Origin of the sequence: Chitinophaga caseinilytica (genome assembly GCF_038396765.1) — a bacterium.
Classification (GTDB): Bacteria; Bacteroidota; Bacteroidia; order Chitinophagales; family Chitinophagaceae; genus Chitinophaga; species Chitinophaga caseinilytica.
This window is the reverse complement of record NZ_CP150096.1, coordinates 4,039,557-4,056,294: the sequence shown is the minus strand read 5'-3', so window position 1 is coordinate 4,056,294 and position 16,738 is coordinate 4,039,557. Positions and strand designations below refer to the sequence as shown.

Below are 16,738 nucleotides of genomic sequence, written 5' to 3'. Positions count from 1 at the left end.
CTTCTTACTTAATGGCATTTATACGGCCCTCTTCCTGTAAAAAGCCCTTTTCCTGGCGATGGCATACATGGCGAAAAGGTCTTGCATAATGTGCTGGATCGGCCAGAGGATAGTTGAAAACGCCAGGATGACCAGTACCTGTCCGGCGATATGGGTATCATAAAAAGCCCTGGCAATGCGCACGCCGAGCGGGGCCGGCGTGCTGGCGAACAAACTTTGTGGCGGCACCATCCATACGAACATCAGCATGGCAAAGAGCAGCATAACAAGCAACCGGACGCTGTGATAGCCGGCGCGCACACGCTTTTTGCGCAATTGACGGGAAAACTTTACTTCGATCCGCTTGTGATCGTCACTTAACGCATGATGGACACTACGAAAAATAGGCTGGCACATAATACCGGGGAGTTAAACAGATTCAAAATGTAACACAATGAAATACTTGCATTCTAGTCAAAGGAAGATAAAGGCATCATTAATAGCAAATAAAGAATGCGCAAAATAAGACACGCGCCTAACCGGCCATGTTAACCGTACGTTAAAAAATATCCCGTAAACACAATACAGGCAATGATTTCAGAAGTAATCCACCCATTGAAAACCCTTCCACCCCAACCTGATCACGCATGAAATTTCCCTGAAAACGCCCTGCCCCGACGGTCGCAAAATAATACAAATGCTTCTCCCGCAATTTGCGTAAATTATGCCTGACACTACCTGCAACAGGTTAATCAAAATCAGGACAATCGAATCACTATGACGCCTAACTTGCAAATACAATTCCGGCCCACCGAACTGCCCGACCTCGAAGTATTCTTCCATTTCCAACTAGATAGCAAAGCAAATTACCTGGCCGCGTTCACCGCCAAAGACCCCACCAACAAACCGGCCTACCTCGAAAAATACGCGAAGCACCTTGCAGATCCATCCATCAATATGTTAACGATCCTCGTCAACAATACCATTGTTGGCAGCATCGCGAAATTCGTCCTGGAAGGAGATGCTGAAATCACTTATTGGATAGACCGCGATTATTGGGGGAAGGGCATCGCAACGGCAGCACTGTTGTATTTGCTCTCCATTGAAACCACAAGGCCTATTTTCGGAAGGGTTGCGTTTGACAATATCGGCTCCCGGAGAGTATTGGAAAAATGCGGGTTCAGCATGATCGGCACCGATAAAGGTTTCGCGAATGCGCGGCAGGCGGAGATCGAGGAATGGATCTTTAAGCTGGGATAACGTGCCGGCCACATTTTCGCCCGGATTTATTTCGATTCGAGTATTTGTTTGAGTCGCTTCAGATCGGCTTCTACCAGCTTCGCATCGTCTTGAAACTCCTTTTCCGTTCTTGCGGGCATCCAAAAAAGTGTAAATATAAATTCGCTTCCCGTCGCGTTTTCAATTACCCGCATGGGATTGTTGATGGTGGATCCATCCGGAAGCGTCACCAAGTGATCGATGATCCCAAACTCGTTCTCCGCCGCAAAATCAATCCGGATGTGCCCCAAATCCGTTTCCGCCAACCAGGAATTTCCCGTGTCCGGACGAATAGACTTCACGAATCTTACCCATTTCGGAAAGTTTTCCGGATTGGACGCAAATTGATACACCTGGTATGCAGGTTTGTTGATCGAAATACTGATGTGTTTTGCCGGGTATGTCATTTTAGATGTTTTTTTCCGCATAATTTCCGCCCCCGGGAAGTGGAATATACTCACCGTGGCAAGGAACACGATTAACAGTTTCATAGCACAAATGTATGGCGCCCGCCTGGCCCCGCTTTGTAAGCATCCGACATTATTGGGCTGCGGTAGGAGAAAAACCGGTCAGCCTCGAAAACTCCTTCGTAAAATGAGCGTTGTCATAAAAATTGAGCGGGTAATATATATCGGATAATCTGCCATGATTGCCCGACCCCAACAGCCGCAACGCATGCTGCACGCGCATAATGCTGTAGTACCGTTTTAACGGCATCCCTGCGTATTTCAGAAAATGCCGCTGCAGTGTTCTTTCCGTAACATGGTGTTCGCTTGCGATTTTGGGAACTTCCAGGGGTTTGCTGAAGTCCAGCGAATGGACGATGTGCTGTATGTAGTGGGATTTTGCTTTCAGTATCCCGAGGAAGAACCGGTCGAGCTGCATGATGAGGTCTTTGGAGCGCAAACACTTGAAATCAGGGACAACATCTTTCGGGCGCAGCGGCATGGACATATCCTGGATCGCGCTTAAATCGCCAAACTCGAAAAACGCATGAAAACCGAAGGGCTTGAAGCGGATCCCGATAATATTCGTGTGCGCTGCGTTTTCGGTCAGCTTCAATTGGGTCATGGGGCCGGCCAGAATAACGGCTTCGTTTTCGATGATGCTATTTTCGGAAACGATATGGAGTTTGTCGCCCAGGTTAATGATGATATCGACGCAACCATCGGGGATAATCTTCCGGACTCGGGGAGTAGATTCGTTGTGGTGGATCGTCCAGTAACAATCGATTTTATCTTGGAGCGAGTGATGCGGCTTGAATTCGAGGTAGCTCATTATTGGCGGGTATTACATGGCAGGATAAAAAAGGGACAAGCCTTGATGAGACTTGTCCCTTGAAGGTGACCCTGTAGGGACTCGAACCCTAGGCCCGCTGATTAAGAGTCAGCTGCTCTACCAACTGAGCTACAGAGTCGTAATTGGTGGGTGCAAATGTAAGTTATATTAAATTAACATACAAATAATGAAAAACATTTACGCCCCCTCATGCATCAACTCCTTAAAAGTCGGCCTGGCCCGTTTCCCAGCCAATACATCCCGCACAATTGCTTCGATGTTTCTGTTTACCGGATCATCCGGCTGCAAGCCGATAGCCTTTACAATGAGGCTGCTGGCTTCATCATCCTTTTGCGCCAACAGTAAATTCAGGGCATGATTGCCCATCAGAATATAATCACCGGGCTTCCGCTGCATGGCTGCTGCAGAATAATACAATGCCTTGTCGAGCTGATCGAGATACAGCGCTTCCAAAGTAGCTTCCATCGGAATGGTATGACTATCACTTTCGATACTAAAAGCCGTCTCCAATTGTTCAAGTGCTTCGGCATGCCTTTCCAGCCGTTGAAGCGCCTTCGCCATGAAGACCATGCTTTGCCAGTGATCTGGGGCTATTTCCAGGCATTTTTTAAAATCCGTTACGGAAGCCTCCAGCTGCTGCGTTTCGGCGGCTTCCAGCTTTTTGGCATGATTTCCAGCCAAAATAATCAACCCTTGCTGTTTTTTCTTCGCCCGTTCAAACAAAGTATTGAACGCCTCCACCTGGGTTTTCTCCCTTTCAAATGCATCGATCTGGTCATAAATCGATCCATTCATGATACTTTCAATTTCATCCGGCGCCAACGTTGTCCCATAATACGAAAATGGGTTCAGTATAAAAGTGGCACCTTTGGCCGTTTCAAACAAGTCTTTGCCATCCAGGCCTACGAAAGACACTTCTTCTTTTATGATGCCTTTATCGAAAATCCGGTTCGCTGAGGTGAAAACAGGTATCTGTCCGTCATCAAATGTGATGAACCGAACGATGGTCTCCGTTTCCGATGATTCGTCGCCCGCCATCGCACCCGCCTCCAACGGAACTAATACAAACAACCTGTTCCATAGTAGTTTCTGGTAGAATTCCTTCCGGGCAGTCGGGTCCGTTTCCGCCTGCATCAGGCACCGCTCCAGTTCGTTTTCCGGAAATGTAGATTCAGGTTTCTGTTTCTTGAAAATGTCGAAAATGCCCATTTTTGATTTTTTAGGTCATTAGTGTAGTTGTCCAGTAAAAATAAGGGTTATATGTTGATATTATTGATCGCCCCTTCCCCTTCCTCCATTCCGCTCCATTGTTAGGATTTTTTTATCCTTCCATTTATCTTTGAAAGGCTGGTATGACTCAAAAGTGAAATAAGTATTGCAAAATAGAGAGTTACATAGTGAGAAAGATTTGATTTCAAGTGTAAGCGAAGGCGATGTAGCCGCATTTGATGCGCTTTTCATGGAAATGTTCCCGGCGTTATGCCTGCTGGCAAACGGCATCGTGAACGACGAAGCCGCCGCAAAGGATATCGTTTCTGAAGTTTTTCTGCAATTATGGAAAAACAGGACGGCCCTGATCGAAGTAAGGAGCATCCACGCATATTTGTATGCCGCAACCCGCAACCGTTCCCTCAATCTCCTCAAACAGCGCAAGCGGAACGAAAAGAAAGTCCAGGGCTACGAAGCGGAACTGGAAGACAAGACCTACGAAGATATCCTGCAAAACGTGTTTCGCGCAGAAACCGTTCGCCTGCTGCACCAGGCCATCCTAACCCTGCCTCCCGAATGCACCAAGGTGGTGCAACTCAACATCGAAGGCCTCAGCACCAGCGAAATCGCCCTGAAACTGGGCATCTCCCCTTCGGCGGTAAGCCATCAAAAAGCCAGGGCCATCAAATTATTACGGGGAAAAATCGTTCCCGGCATGGCACTTATCAGCCTGTTTCTCGCCGATTAACAGATTACTTTTTTATTTCTATGAAAATTTTGCCTGCCGGAAGTCAATTCCCGCGCACAGGCGTTGTCTTATAGTGAATAGACATGAGAAACGATGGATGTAGACAATTTGCCGGAACATGAATTGCCCGGCCTGCTGCGGGCTGCCGCGCTGACCGCTAAAGAAAAGCTGCACCAATTGACGGATGCGGAAAAGGACGAACTGCAACACTGGCTGGAGCAAAAAACGCAGCACCAGGAATGGTACGACTCGTTGCGTTCGGGCGACGGCCTTTCCAGGCTGAACACGGATTACAGCAAATTTACCGCTGCCGCACAGCCGGCACTGGCGGATTTCCATCGGCAACACTTCCCGCAACCAACTCCCTCCCGAACCACAAAGATCCTCCGCGCCTCCTGGATACGTTACGCCGCGGCCGTGTTCCTGCTCCTGGCAGTCGCCTGGTATTTTATGCCGCGCCAACAACCCAAGCTGGCGCAACAACCACCGAAACCCATACAACAACAAATCCTGCCCGGTCAGGAAGGCGCCATCCTCACCCTGGCCGACGGGTCCACCATCGAGCTCGATTCCGTCGGGAATGGCGTTGTTGCCCAGCAAAGCGGGGCCGACCTTTCGGTCAGCAACGGTCAGCTCCGGTACAAAGCCAACGGCAAATCATCCGCGGAAGAAACATTCAATACCCTCACCACTCCCAAAGGCCGGCAATACAAAATCATCCTGCCCGACGGCTCTGCCGCCTGGCTGAACGCCGCCAGCTCTATCCGCTTCCCCACGCAGTTCACGCAGAATGCCCGCCGGGTGGCGATCAGCGGGGAAGTTTATTTTGAAGTGGCCGCCATGAAAAAAGCAGGTGAAACATTGCCCTTCATCGTGAACGCCGATAACCGGTTTGAAGTGGAAGTACTGGGTACCCATTTTAACATCAACGCCTATGCCGACGAACCGGTACTGAATACCACCCTCCTGCAAGGCAAGGTAGCGGTTACCGCACAGCGGCCGGAAGGAAGGCAAAAAGTGGTGTTGAAGCCCGGAGAACAGGCCGCCATGGCCCTTCGCGGCGGCGAAGCCGGTAAGATGACCGTCAGGCCCGGAGACCCCGGCAAGGTATTGGCCTGGAAAAACGGGGTGTTCGATTTCGATGACGTGGGTATCGAAGAAGTGATGCGCCAACTGAAGCGGTGGTATGATATCGACGTCAAATACGCTGCCGGCGTGCCTAAAATTGAATTCGTAGGAAAAATGACGCGGGATATTCCGCTCGAAGGTTTATTGATAGCACTGGAAAAATCAAATGTTCATTTTCGTCTGGAAGGCAGAACGCTGATCGTTTTGCCCTGATACAGCCAAAATAAAATGCCGGAACCGATTGGCGTCGTTTCCGGCGGGTTTTAGCTGTTTCATAAAAGGTTCGTACACCGTTTTTATTTACAACCAAAATTAGTTCACAATTTATGCAAAAAACTGCTTATGGTTGCCTGAATTTCTCTGCCCTGCAGGGGAACAGGCTGTCGGCACAAATTTCAAAAGCGATGAGGCTGCTACCTCTTTTTCTCGTCACAGCCCTGGTTTCCGTGCAGGGCGCAACTTCTGCCCAGTCCGTCACCCTTTCCGGCAAAAACCTGCCACTGAAGAAAGTGTTTTCGGCCATCGAAAAACAAACAGGATATGTCGTGTTCAGCAACAAAGAATTGCTATACGGATCAAAAGCCGTTTCGCTCTCCGTTGCGGACGCTCCTTTGAAAACCGTGCTGGACCTGATCCTGAAAAATCAGGAGCTGGATTATGTGCTCCAGGGTAAAACCATCATCCTGTCGGGCAAGCCGCGCAGCACCTCCGGTGAAACGCAGGCCGCAGTCGCTCCCGTTGCGGTTTTGACAGGAAAGGTGACGGATATGGAAGGAACGGCATTGCCCGGCGTGAGCGTTCAGGTGAAGGAAACCCAAAAGGGAACGGCTACGGCCGCCGACGGGAGCTTTTCCATCACCGCCGTTGAAGGGAATACGCTCCGGTTCTCCTACGTCGGCTTTACGCCCCGCGAAATGGCAGTTACCGCCGATATGCTGAAAGAAGGACAGCCCGCACTTACCATACAGCTCGCCCGGTCCGCCACGAAGCTCGACGAAGTGGCGGTGACCGTCAACACCGGTTACCAGACCGTTTCCCGGGAAAGGATGACCGGCTCCTATTCATCCGTGCAAACCCGGCGCCTGGAAGGCAAGCTGCAACCCAGTTTGCTGACGGCCCTCGAAGGACAGGCAGCCGGCGTGGCCATCACCAAAGAAGGAAAAGTGGAAGTGCGCGGGAGATCTACCTTTCTGGCCAATGGCGAGCCACTCGTGGTGATAGACGGGTATCCCGCGCCCGGGGGACTGGAATCCGTCAATATCGACAACGTCGAAACCATCACCATATTGAAGGATGCCGTAGCCGCATCCATTTACGGCGCCCGTTCCTCCAACGGCGTCATCGTTATCACCACCAAAACGGCCAAGCGCGGGAAACTGCAGCTCAGCTACAAAGGCAGCACCGGCATGACGTTCCGTCCACAATTATCCTATCTCAATAAAACCGGCGCCGCAGATTATGTGGATGCCGAAATCGACTATTACAACAGCGACGTGGCCAACGTTGGCTGGGATTATGAAACCTATACCGCCTACGGCCGCGTTACGCAGTTATTGATCAGCCAGGCACAGGGGCTGCTGACGGAAGCCGAAGTGAATGCAGAGCTGGGCAAGCTGAGATCGAACAATACGTTGGGCCAGCTGGAACGGCATCTATACCGGTCGGCAGCCACGCAGCAACATAATATCTCCCTTTCCGCCAGCTCTGACAAGTTCGCCACAAATGCCGCGGTACGCTATATCGCCAACAAAGGCAACATGAAAGGGAACAGCAACGACCGGCTGATCCTCGACCTTAAAAACGACTGGAAACCCTCTGACCGGGTCAGCATCAAAATGCTCACCAATATTAATTTCAATAATAACAACGCACCGTTGGAAGCCGGTGACATGCTGGATTTCTCCACCCTGCGGGTCATGAAGCCTTATTACGATATCGTTGACCAAAACGGCAATCCGCAGGCCATTCCCGCGGTCCGGCCAGACCTCATCAAACGTTACGAGGATTACGGCGGCCTCAAATCCATGGAATACAACCCGCTGAACGACCTCGGATTCTCCACCTCCCGGAACCAGGCGTTCATGGCAAGGCTCGGCGCCAGTATCTCCATCAACATCGTCGACGGCCTTACCGCCGAAGCAGGCGGTTCCTGGACGAGGGGCAGCGGCGTATTGCGCAACATGCGCGGCGCGAACTCGTTATATGTACGTTCGTTCTACAACGCCGCCTCTTCCATCTCCAGCCCCGGCAAACATTACCTGCCGGAAGGCGCGATCATCAACGAAACCCGCAGCCAGAGCGAAGCCTACACACTCCGCGCGCAGCTCAACTACGGAAAAACGTTCAACCGCGTTCACCGGGTTTCGGTGATCGCCGGCAGCGAGCTGAATAAAGACCTCGTAGACAATAACGCCGCTCCCAGCAGGGTTGGCTATAACGACCAGGCCGGAACATTTGCCACCTTCAACTACCTCGATTTCAACAGCAACGCCTATAAACCGGATTTCCTGTTCCCGGACGGTATGAACGTGCTCAGCAATGGCTCCTATTCCCTGCGCGACAACCGCTTCTTCTCCGTGTATTCCAACGGCTCCTATGAATACGACAACCGCTTCATCCTGAGCGGCAGCGCGCGTATCGACCAGGGCAACCTCTTCGGCACCAATCCTAAATACCGGTACAAGCCCAACTGGTCTGTTGGCGGCACTTACAAGCTCGGCCAGGAGAAATTCTTCAACGTTTCCTGGATAGACCAGCTGAATATCCGTGGCTCCTACGGCATCAACGGGAATATCTCCTTTACGCAAGGGCCCTTCCTGCTGATCACGCCGGCGAACTACTCGGCCACTACCGGCGGCATCCCCTACTCCATTTCATCGTTGCCCGACAATAACCTGCGCTGGGAACGCACCATCATCACCAATATCGGGACGGATGTGCGCATGATCGACGGCAGGCTCCGCTTTACGCTCGATTATTACAACAAACTGAGCAAAGACCTGCTCGCCCCCGACTTCATCGATCCCACTTACGGCAGGTTCATGGTTACCCGGAACGCCGGTTCCGCCAGGAACACCGGTATCGAGCTGTCACTCGATGCGGATGTGGTGAAAGGCAATAAATTCGGCTGGAACGTCTTTTTCAACGGCAGCTACAACAAAAGCAAAGTATTGCAGTTCAACTACGATTATCCCAGCCCGAATTTCCTCACGTTCAGTTTTTCCAGCACCATACTCGGCAGCAATGCCGGCGCCGTGTTAAGGACCGGGTACCCGCTCGACGGCATTTTCAGCTACCGCTTCGCGGGACTGGACAATACCGGAACGCCGCAATACTATTCCGACGCAGACAAAAAAATCTACGGGAACGACCTGACCGTGAAAGACATGGTGTATTCCGGCACTGCGCGGCCCAAGTTCATCCTCAGTCTTACCAATACCTTCAGCTACGAACGCTTCGACCTTTCCTTCATGGTGATCGGGCAAATGGGCGGCGTATTCCGCAAAGACACCTACAACGGCGACAACTTCGATCATAAAGACGTGTCCATGCGCTGGCGCAAGCCCGGCGACGAGGAACATACCATTTATCCCAAGCTCGCCGCGTTCAATACCGATGCCTGGTATTTCCCGTATACGGAGATGCTGATCCAGAAAGCGGATTTCCTCAAGCTGCGGGACCTCACCCTTTCCTACAAGCTCGACAACAAAATCTGGGGCAACACCGGCCTCAGCAACGCCAGGGTCTATTTCCAGGGCCGCAATCTCCTGACATGGACGGCCAACAACGTAGGGATCGATCCCGAAACCATCGAGCAAGCCGTGAACAAGCCTGTTAACAGGGCGTTTCCCATGAGACCAGAATGTTATATCGGCTTTTCCATCAACCTTTAATTTGATCCTAATGCGCAATCAAAAATATCTGATATACCTTTCCGCCGCTTTATGCCTGGGCGCCTGTAAAGATTTCCTTGACGTGAAGCCTAAAGGGAAGCTCATTCCTTCTTCCGTAGCGGATTTTGACCATCTGCTGGATAATACCGGCACTGTAGACCTGAATTTCCTGGACGGCAACAAAGGCTCGCTGCTCGCCGAATTGGGCGATAATCTGGAAATGACAGAAGGACAGGGAAAAGTCGGCTTCGTGCTCAGCAGCCATCCCAACGTGGAGCGATACTATGCCTATATCTTCCGCCAGCCTTACAAAAACCCGAATCTCGACGATCAGTTCTGGAGCGCCGGGTCGCAGGGCATTTATCCGCAGGTATCTTACTTCAACAACGTTATTGAAGGCATCCGCGGCATCGGCGGGAAAACGCAGGAAGAAGCCGCCCTGGCGCGCACCTCCACCGCACAGGCGCTGGTAGCGAGGGCCTGGTGTTATTTTAATGCCAACATGATTTACGGGCCGGTATATAAACCCGGTTCCCCCAACGCCGCCAAAACAATTCCGTACGTAACGGACGTGGATATCAACAAACCGATCCCGGATTTATCCACTTCGGCGGATGTGGCTGCCAGGGTGCTCAGGGAATTGCATGCCGCCTTGCCCGATCTTCCCACACGGTCTACCTGGCCTTCCCGCGCCAATAAGGCCACCGGCCATGCGATGCTGGCTTATTACCACTTGTTCACCCAAAAACCCGACAGCGTGGTGCATTACGCCAACCTGGCCTGGGCTGCCGCGGGCGGTGCGGCGAACGTGTTGTACGATTACAATAAATTCAGGCTGGCAGATCCGGCCAGACCGCTGACGTCGCTGTTGCTGTCGTCGCAAGACGGGCTCGTGAACCTCGTCAACAGCCGGGAAATACTCTTTTACAGGGCCACCGATAAAGATGCGGGCATCGGCGCTTCCCTCTCCTATCCTTCCGAAGAGCTGCTGGCGCTGTACGACCGCTCCACCGATCTCCGGTTCAGCCTGTTCTATCTGAACGCCCCGGGATATAAAACAACGCTCGGCGGCGGGTACGACGACGGCATGCGCATCAGCAACTACCGTTTCCGGAAAACGAAAATGACGGACGGGTTCTCCTGGCCGGAGATCTTATTGATGCGGGCAGAAGGCTACGCCAGGATGAACAAGCTCGATCTGGCGATGGCCGATCTCAACACGCTCCGCCAATACCGGCATAAAACCGGCACGCCCGATCTTGCCATGGGCACGCAGGACCAGGTGATCCAATGGGTGCTGGAAGAAAGGAGACGGGAGCTCCCCATCGGCGGCTTCAAAAGGTTCCTCGACCTGAAACGCTTTACCCTCGATACCGGCAAGCCCTGGTCCAAAACAAGGATCGAACACAAAATGGGCGGACAGGTTTTCCAGGCCACCATCGACTCGAAGGATTTCATCATCCCCATCAGCAATGTGGTACTGAAGTTCAATCCCAATTGGGGCATCCCATTCGAAACCCGTCCTTATTAATCTTTAATCGATGAACATGCAAAAGTTATTGCCGGTATTGATCCTGGCTGGATTTACCTCCAGCGCAGCCGCCCAGCATCAAATTATCATAAAAGGCACCGTAAAAGGCGATCTGAAAGGATACAACAAAGTGTATGTGCTGGAATCGGGCATACGAAAGGATTCTGTGGAAGTAAAAAATGGCCGGTTCACCATCCGCATTCCCTGGGTAAAAGATACGGTCCCTACTTTGCAGGCGGAACATGATACCCGGCTGAAGCCACCGTCTCCCGCCTTCCCGGTTGTGGCAGACAGGCCCGGCACGGTCAACATCGAAGTCACCGATCCCGCCAAAGGCTTTCGCTCCGGCAAGATCAGCGGCAGCAAATCGGCGGTTGCCTATCAGGCATTTGAACAGGGAAGGGAAAAGCAGCGACTGGAAATAAAGGCGGAAATGGACAAGCGATTCGAAAACAAGCCCAAACACGATTCGGCCTATAATGTAGAATTCCTGGCACTGATGATGCAGCGGCTCATCCCGTACATCGGCGATTTCGTTGAAGCCAACGCGGATGCTTACATTGGTGCCTACATCCTGGGCCGCTATCAACCCATTATTCCGGAACAGGATCTTCAGCAATTCTACGATAAACTGAGCCCGCTTCAAAAACGCACGCGCCCCGCAATGGACGTGCAGGCGCGGCTTACCGGCTATAAACGCGCGTTGCCTGGCCAGGATGTAGTCGATTTTACGTTGAATTCACCGGAAGACCAGCCAGTCGCTTTCAGCAGTTATCGTGGTAAATATGTGCTGATCGATTTCTGGTCGAGCTGGTGCGGCCCCTGCAAGGCATCGTTCCCGCATATGAAGGAGCTGTACCAGAAATATAAAGGCGAGCAGTTCGAGATACTCGGTATTTCCATCGACGAAAAAAAGACTGCCTGGCTGAACGAGCTGCAAAAGCAACAGCTGCCGTGGCCGCAGTTACTCGATACGAAAAACGTGTCGGTGAACAGCTTTGCCGTAACGGCCGTCCCAACCGGTTTCCTGATCAGCCCGGAAGGAAAGATCATCATGAAGCAAGTGGGATTCGGTGAAAACGGCGACGGGGAAATAGAGAAAAAGCTCAAAGAGCTGTTTGGCCGGTAATCCGCTTGGATATTATTTTTTACGCCATATCCTAAAACCTGGAAAGGGCTTCCTGTAATATGGAAGCCCTTTTCTTTAGTTGCCTTCAGCTGATGTTTGCAGGTATAAAAACCAGCTGCAGGCGTTCCGAAATTTCGATGTTCAAATAAAATCGGGTTCTCTGCTTACCAGTTTCCGCAGCGGTTCTTGAATATCGCGAAGCCTGCGCTCCAGTCGCTCCATTCCCCGCAATTGTTTTTCACCCGGAACAGGAAGCTGATCGGCATGTTCGGATCTGTGGGGTTGAACGTCAGCGAGAAACCTGAATTGATCACCCCGCTGCACTGGAACACACCTGTGCCCCAGGTAATGGAATAACTACCCGCCGGCGGGTACACCTGCCATTCCACTTCCGTAATGTTCCTTGAAGATAAAATACTGCAAGCGGAGGTGGTGCTGGATGCGTAATAGTCGGCCAGGCCTACGTCGAATGTGGAGCTGGACTGGCAAGGGCCGTTTTTACTGACTTTGCTACCGTCGTTGGAGGGTGTCGGACAAACCGCCTCGGATGCCCCGGGGCGCGGGGCTTCAGCCAATGTCTGCGCATGCGAAAAATAACAGCCTGCGCTGAATAAGGTCAACAGGATTAATCTTTTCATAACGAATCATTAATTAGGGTAAAAGAATAAGGGTACAAAAGGGTTACAATCTGTGTTCACTGTAGCCAGCGCTCGGGCTAACTGACATCACTGAAATTATCGCATTTTCTTTTCTTTTCCAAAAACTTGTCGGGGCAATCTTACTTCGAATACTTCTTATCATGACTAGCCCGATGTCCATTTGAAAATGCGACATGATTTCCGCAAAACAGGGCGGAACCATTGGAGTTCCGATGAATTTTCAGGATATTTATCTGATCATCATCCACTCATCATGAAGAAAAAAATTGGCTGCACGACGAATCATCCCTGCTACCTTTCCTACTCATCCTATCCCACCTGGCTGTTTACGAATTCGACAATAGCGACCTCGACGCGATACGATATGGAATGTCCGGCACCTCTGACGAAGAAGATATCTGGTTCGACTATCAGCTCATCGGACAAAAAACCATTTCCATCCGGCTCGCACACCAAGCCAACTATGATGTCATTTTCTACGAGATCAACTACCCTGAAGAATTGGCGTCCACCATCGAACTGATGGACTTCGTTACCGGGTCTTTTTACATGAAATCCCGTCACTCTGTCTGACCATCAACTTGCCGAAAAATAGCTTTCACTTCCCCCTGGATAAAAACCGGAACAGGCAAAACCATCGCCACAGCAACCATCCAGCCCAACCATCGTTCCCGCTTGCCGGACAGTTCCGCCAGCACATGCGCGATCTGCCAGGAAATATAACCATGCGCCACCAGCAACACGCTCCCTCCTGCCATGAACGCCGCGATACGCAAACCGGCGTATACTTTCAGCGGTTCGGGAAAAAAGAGGGAAACGCCGAACATAACCAGCGACGAAACCCACAACGGCCAGGCCTCCCAACAATTCGCCAGCCTCCGCTTCAATTCGGGAACATGCAAGTTCTCGGCGCATCGCAACACCGAATAAACCCACCATCCCCAAAGGCAAAACGCCACCATACATTGCACGGGCAAATACCAGGAATTACCCCAAATCGAAACCGGTGCGATCAAAATCAGAAAAAAAGCCAGCTACGCAGCTTCAGCATAAAGCGCATGTTACAAGGAGCGTCTAATGTATGTATGTCTAATGTCTAATCCCCAAAAAATGAAATCCCGCTAGTTCCTTACAAGCAGTGCCGGCGCGCCCAAATCGAACGTTATTTTCCGGCCCAGCCAGCTGATCCACATAATGCCGTCGTAAATCAAACCCTCCACCAACTGCACCCGGAATGGCCCCGTCTGGATAGACGGCTCACCATCCACCGAAAGGTTCCGCAATTGCGTGATGTATATGGACGACTTGAAATTTTCGTTGAATTCGCTCTTCCGCTCAATTTTCCGCACCTGCGTTGTATCCGAAACGTCGACGTGCAGCCGGCCGAGGTATTTGGCGTTGAGGCGGAACACGTCTTTTCCCGCTCCGCTATCCAGCGAGCATTGAAGGCGCAGACTGTCGTTCACCTGGAAATACGCGAACAGCGTCAGCGAATGATTGCGGGATTGCTCCAGCTGCAGCGGCACCACTTTCGCCGACTTCCGGATCGAAGCGAGCGTTTGTTTATTCTCGAACCGGAGGACGTTCTGCGTGAAATCGATCGTGAAAGGCTGGTCTTCCAGCAGTTTCACGGCGATGATCCCATCGATCCCGCCGAGGTTGGCGTCCAGGAAGCTGACTTCCGCTTCGGCTTTTTTCATGGGGCCGAAGGAAACGTCGCGCACCCGGTACAGATCGATGTCCAGCCGCTCGCCCGTGGCCCTGAAGCCCGTGTATCCGCCGTCTTCCCGCTGCGTATTTTTCAGTTTATCGAAAAAAGCTTTCGTAAAAACGGTGATGCCGGCGCCGGTGTCGAAGATGAAATTCCCTTCTACCCCGCTCACCGTCGCTTTCACGAGGATGTGGCCGGATTCCATTACCTGGAAGGGGATTTCCGTCCGGGGATCGTGGGCTTTCGCCGATGAAAGGAAAATACAGGCGCAAAGCATCGCCAGCAGGCATGGTCTCATGTTGTGATGTTTGCGCGAAGATACACAATCGGGAAAAACGGGGAAATGCGATATCGAGTTAACATTGCGGTAATGTTGGACGATTTCCTTTGCAGGATGAAGAATTCTCTCCTGACGCTGGTCCTTTTCTCCATGATGCTATCCGGCGCAAGAGCGCAGCAGCCCGACGGACTGCCCGCCACGGCCCCCGGGTTCCCGGCGCTGAAAGACTCGCTGGAAAAAGCCCTCGCCCTGAAAGACCCCATCGCCGCTGCGGGGCTCCTCAGCCGGATGGGCCACGAATGCTACCACCTCGGATATTACCCCCAGGCCCTCGATTACCACCTCCAGGCCGGCCAGCTTTACCGGAAAGAGCAGCAATGGGCCCTCCTCGCCCAAAACCTCAACGACATCGGCACCTTATATTATTACAGTCGCCAGCCCGAAGCCGCCCGCAACCAGTACAACGAAGCCCTCGCCCTGTACACCCGCGCCGGCAACTTCACCGGCATGGCCCAAACCCTCGGCAGCATCGGCCACCTCTGCGAAAAACGGCAGGATTACGACTCTGCGGCTTACTACCAGCACAAAGCCCTCGCGCTTTTCGGTCGCGCCACCGACCCATCCGGCATCGCCAAGATCTACGAGAACCTCGGCAGCATCCATGAAGACCTCGAGCGGTATGATTCCGCTTTCCACTACTTCAACAAATCACTGGAACTGAACATCCTGCAGCACAACAACCTCGCTACCATCGAGATTTACAATAACCTGGGAGACATCCTCCGCAAAACCGGCCGTGCCGCGGAAAGCCTCCCCTTCACCCGCAATGCGCTCCATCTTGCCCTCCAGGCGCGGGAAGAATACCAGCTCAGCAGCGCCTACCGTGATATGGCACGGGCTTTCAACCTCCTGGGCCGCAACGACAGCGCCTTTCATTACGGCGAGCTCAGCCGCGAAAGCCTGCTCAATATATATTCCCGCGAAAGCGGCAAACAGCTTTCCGTCATCCAGGCGATGTACGACACCGGTAAAAAGGACAGGGAGATCGCCGGGCTGCGGAATTCCCGGAATATGGCCATCTTCCTTGTGATCGGCGCGCTGTTGCTGGTGACCCTCGGCGTACTCGTTATCTCCCGGCAGCGGCTCCGCATCCGCAACGCCGCGCTGCTGCGCATGCAGGAGCAGCAACAATTCAGGACGCGGACGGAACTGCTCCAGCTGCAGGAAGAAAACCTCAAGCAGGAACTGGAGACCCGGTCGAAGGTGCTCGGCGCCCATACCCTGCACATCATCCAGAAAAACCAGCTGCTCGAGGAAGTCCGCCAGAAGCTGGAAACCATGGTCAACGACGAGCGCCGCGACCAGAAAAAGCAACTCCGCCAACTGCAGCAGCTCATCCACCAGAATTTCAACCACGACCAGCATTGGGATGAATTCCGGAGCATTTTCGAACAGATCCATCAATCGTTTTTCGATAAGATCCGGGAATACGGCGTGGCGCTCACGCAAAACGACCTTCGCCTGGTGGCGCTCCTGAAAATGAACCTCAGCTCGGCAGACATCGCGGTGTTGCTGGGGATTTCGCAGGACAGTCTGCGGGTGGTCCGCTACCGCCTGCGGAAAAAACTGCAGCTCCGCCAGGGCGAAAGCCTCACGGCGTTCATCCAGTCCATTTGAAATAACATCCCCTTCATGTTACGGTAATAATTCCTTAACAGCCATTTTGTTACGGTCATTCACATTGATTATCATGATGTTACAGCATTATTGTTCACGCTGTTGCCGGATTGTTCACGCGGCTGTTAACGCTGTTTCCTTTTTGTTCACGCGGGAAATTTGACTTCGGGGGAGGTTCGACCGCATCTTTGGGGACCTGGAAAAAGGCGGCCGCTTT

Annotated in this window: 15 protein-coding genes and 1 tRNA gene; 8 read left to right on the top strand and 8 right to left on the bottom strand. The window is 52.2% G+C overall.

Features of this window, described 5'->3' with window-relative positions; genetic code table 11:
• Positions 1 to 18 precede the first annotated feature (18 nt).
• Entirely contained in the window at positions 19 to 396 is a 378-nt protein-coding gene (locus tag WJU22_RS16705) for a hypothetical protein (protein WP_341839316.1), read from the bottom strand.
• Positions 397 to 756: 360 nt separating this feature from the next.
• Here WJU22_RS16705 and WJU22_RS16700 point away from each other — a divergent pair, with 360 nt between their 5' ends.
• A complete protein-coding gene (locus tag WJU22_RS16700; protein ID WP_341839315.1) occupies positions 757 to 1,239 on the top strand; it encodes a GNAT family N-acetyltransferase in 483 nt (160 codons plus the stop codon).
• Between the two features lie 26 nt (positions 1,240 to 1,265).
• Here the strand turns inward: WJU22_RS16700 and WJU22_RS16695 are convergent, their stop codons facing one another.
• From WJU22_RS16695 to WJU22_RS16680, 4 genes are all read right to left on the bottom strand, one after another.
• Positions 1,266 to 1,748: a hypothetical protein gene (locus WJU22_RS16695; RefSeq protein WP_341839314.1), complete on the bottom strand. Its 483-nt coding sequence runs from the start codon at positions 1,746 to 1,748 to the stop codon at positions 1,266 to 1,268.
• Positions 1,749 to 1,797: 49 nt separating this feature from the next.
• Entirely contained in the window at positions 1,798 to 2,535 is a 738-nt protein-coding gene (locus WJU22_RS16690; protein ID WP_341839313.1) for an AraC family transcriptional regulator, read from the bottom strand.
• A gap of 66 nt (positions 2,536 to 2,601) precedes the next feature.
• Positions 2,602 to 2,674 (bottom strand) — tRNA-Lys (locus tag WJU22_RS16685).
• A gap of 59 nt (positions 2,675 to 2,733) precedes the next feature.
• On the bottom strand, positions 2,734 to 3,765 hold the full coding sequence (locus tag WJU22_RS16680) for an SseB family protein (protein ID WP_341839312.1): 1,032 nt from the start codon (positions 3,763 to 3,765) through the stop codon (positions 2,734 to 2,736).
• Between the two features lie 199 nt (positions 3,766 to 3,964).
• Between WJU22_RS16680 and WJU22_RS16675 the strand changes: the two genes are divergently transcribed.
• The 5 genes from WJU22_RS16675 (at position 3,965) to WJU22_RS16655 (ending at position 12,194) form a co-directional block, all read left to right on the top strand.
• Complete coding sequence (locus WJU22_RS16675; protein ID WP_341839311.1) at positions 3,965 to 4,513, top strand: RNA polymerase sigma-70 factor; 549 nt, start codon at positions 3,965 to 3,967, stop codon at positions 4,511 to 4,513.
• 93 nt (positions 4,514 to 4,606) lie between these two features.
• A complete protein-coding gene (locus WJU22_RS16670) occupies positions 4,607 to 5,854 on the top strand; it encodes a FecR family protein (RefSeq protein WP_341839310.1) in 1,248 nt (415 codons plus the stop codon).
• 191 nt (positions 5,855 to 6,045) lie between these two features.
• Complete coding sequence (locus WJU22_RS16665; protein ID WP_341839309.1) at positions 6,046 to 9,534, top strand: SusC/RagA family TonB-linked outer membrane protein; 3,489 nt, start codon at positions 6,046 to 6,048, stop codon at positions 9,532 to 9,534.
• A gap of 10 nt (positions 9,535 to 9,544) precedes the next feature.
• Positions 9,545 to 11,065: a RagB/SusD family nutrient uptake outer membrane protein gene (locus WJU22_RS16660; RefSeq protein ID WP_341839308.1), complete on the top strand. Its 1,521-nt coding sequence runs from the start codon at positions 9,545 to 9,547 to the stop codon at positions 11,063 to 11,065.
• A 16-nt stretch (positions 11,066 to 11,081) separates the two neighbouring features.
• Complete coding sequence (locus WJU22_RS16655) at positions 11,082 to 12,194, top strand: TlpA disulfide reductase family protein (RefSeq protein WP_341839307.1); 1,113 nt, start codon at positions 11,082 to 11,084, stop codon at positions 12,192 to 12,194.
• A 164-nt stretch (positions 12,195 to 12,358) separates the two neighbouring features.
• On the opposite strand, the gene WJU22_RS16650 is transcribed toward WJU22_RS16655, so the two are convergent.
• Positions 12,359 to 12,832, bottom strand: a complete 474-nt coding sequence (locus tag WJU22_RS16650) for a hypothetical protein (protein ID WP_341839306.1) — start codon at positions 12,830 to 12,832, stop codon at positions 12,359 to 12,361.
• Between the two features lie 390 nt (positions 12,833 to 13,222).
• Between WJU22_RS16650 and WJU22_RS16645 the strand changes: the two genes are divergently transcribed.
• Positions 13,223 to 13,426: a hypothetical protein gene (locus WJU22_RS16645; protein WP_341839305.1), complete on the top strand. Its 204-nt coding sequence runs from the start codon at positions 13,223 to 13,225 to the stop codon at positions 13,424 to 13,426.
• On the opposite strand, the gene WJU22_RS16640 is transcribed toward WJU22_RS16645, so the two are convergent.
• The gene (locus WJU22_RS16640) at positions 13,414 to 13,869 is read right to left on the bottom strand and encodes a hypothetical protein (protein WP_341839304.1); all 456 of its coding nucleotides are present in this window, start codon (positions 13,867 to 13,869) and stop codon (positions 13,414 to 13,416) included. The two genes, WJU22_RS16645 and WJU22_RS16640, sit on opposite strands and share 13 nt — an antisense overlap.
• Before the next feature lie 105 nt (positions 13,870 to 13,974).
• Positions 13,975 to 14,862 carry a retropepsin-like aspartic protease gene (locus WJU22_RS16635; RefSeq protein ID WP_341839303.1) on the bottom strand — a complete coding sequence of 296 codons (888 nt, stop codon included), beginning with the start codon at positions 14,860 to 14,862 and terminating at the stop codon, positions 13,975 to 13,977.
• Between the two features lie 96 nt (positions 14,863 to 14,958).
• Between WJU22_RS16635 and WJU22_RS16630 the strand changes: the two genes are divergently transcribed.
• The gene (locus tag WJU22_RS16630; RefSeq protein ID WP_341839302.1) at positions 14,959 to 16,521 is read left to right on the top strand and encodes a tetratricopeptide repeat protein; all 1,563 of its coding nucleotides are present in this window, start codon (positions 14,959 to 14,961) and stop codon (positions 16,519 to 16,521) included.
• Positions 16,522 to 16,738: the final 217 nt, after the last annotated feature.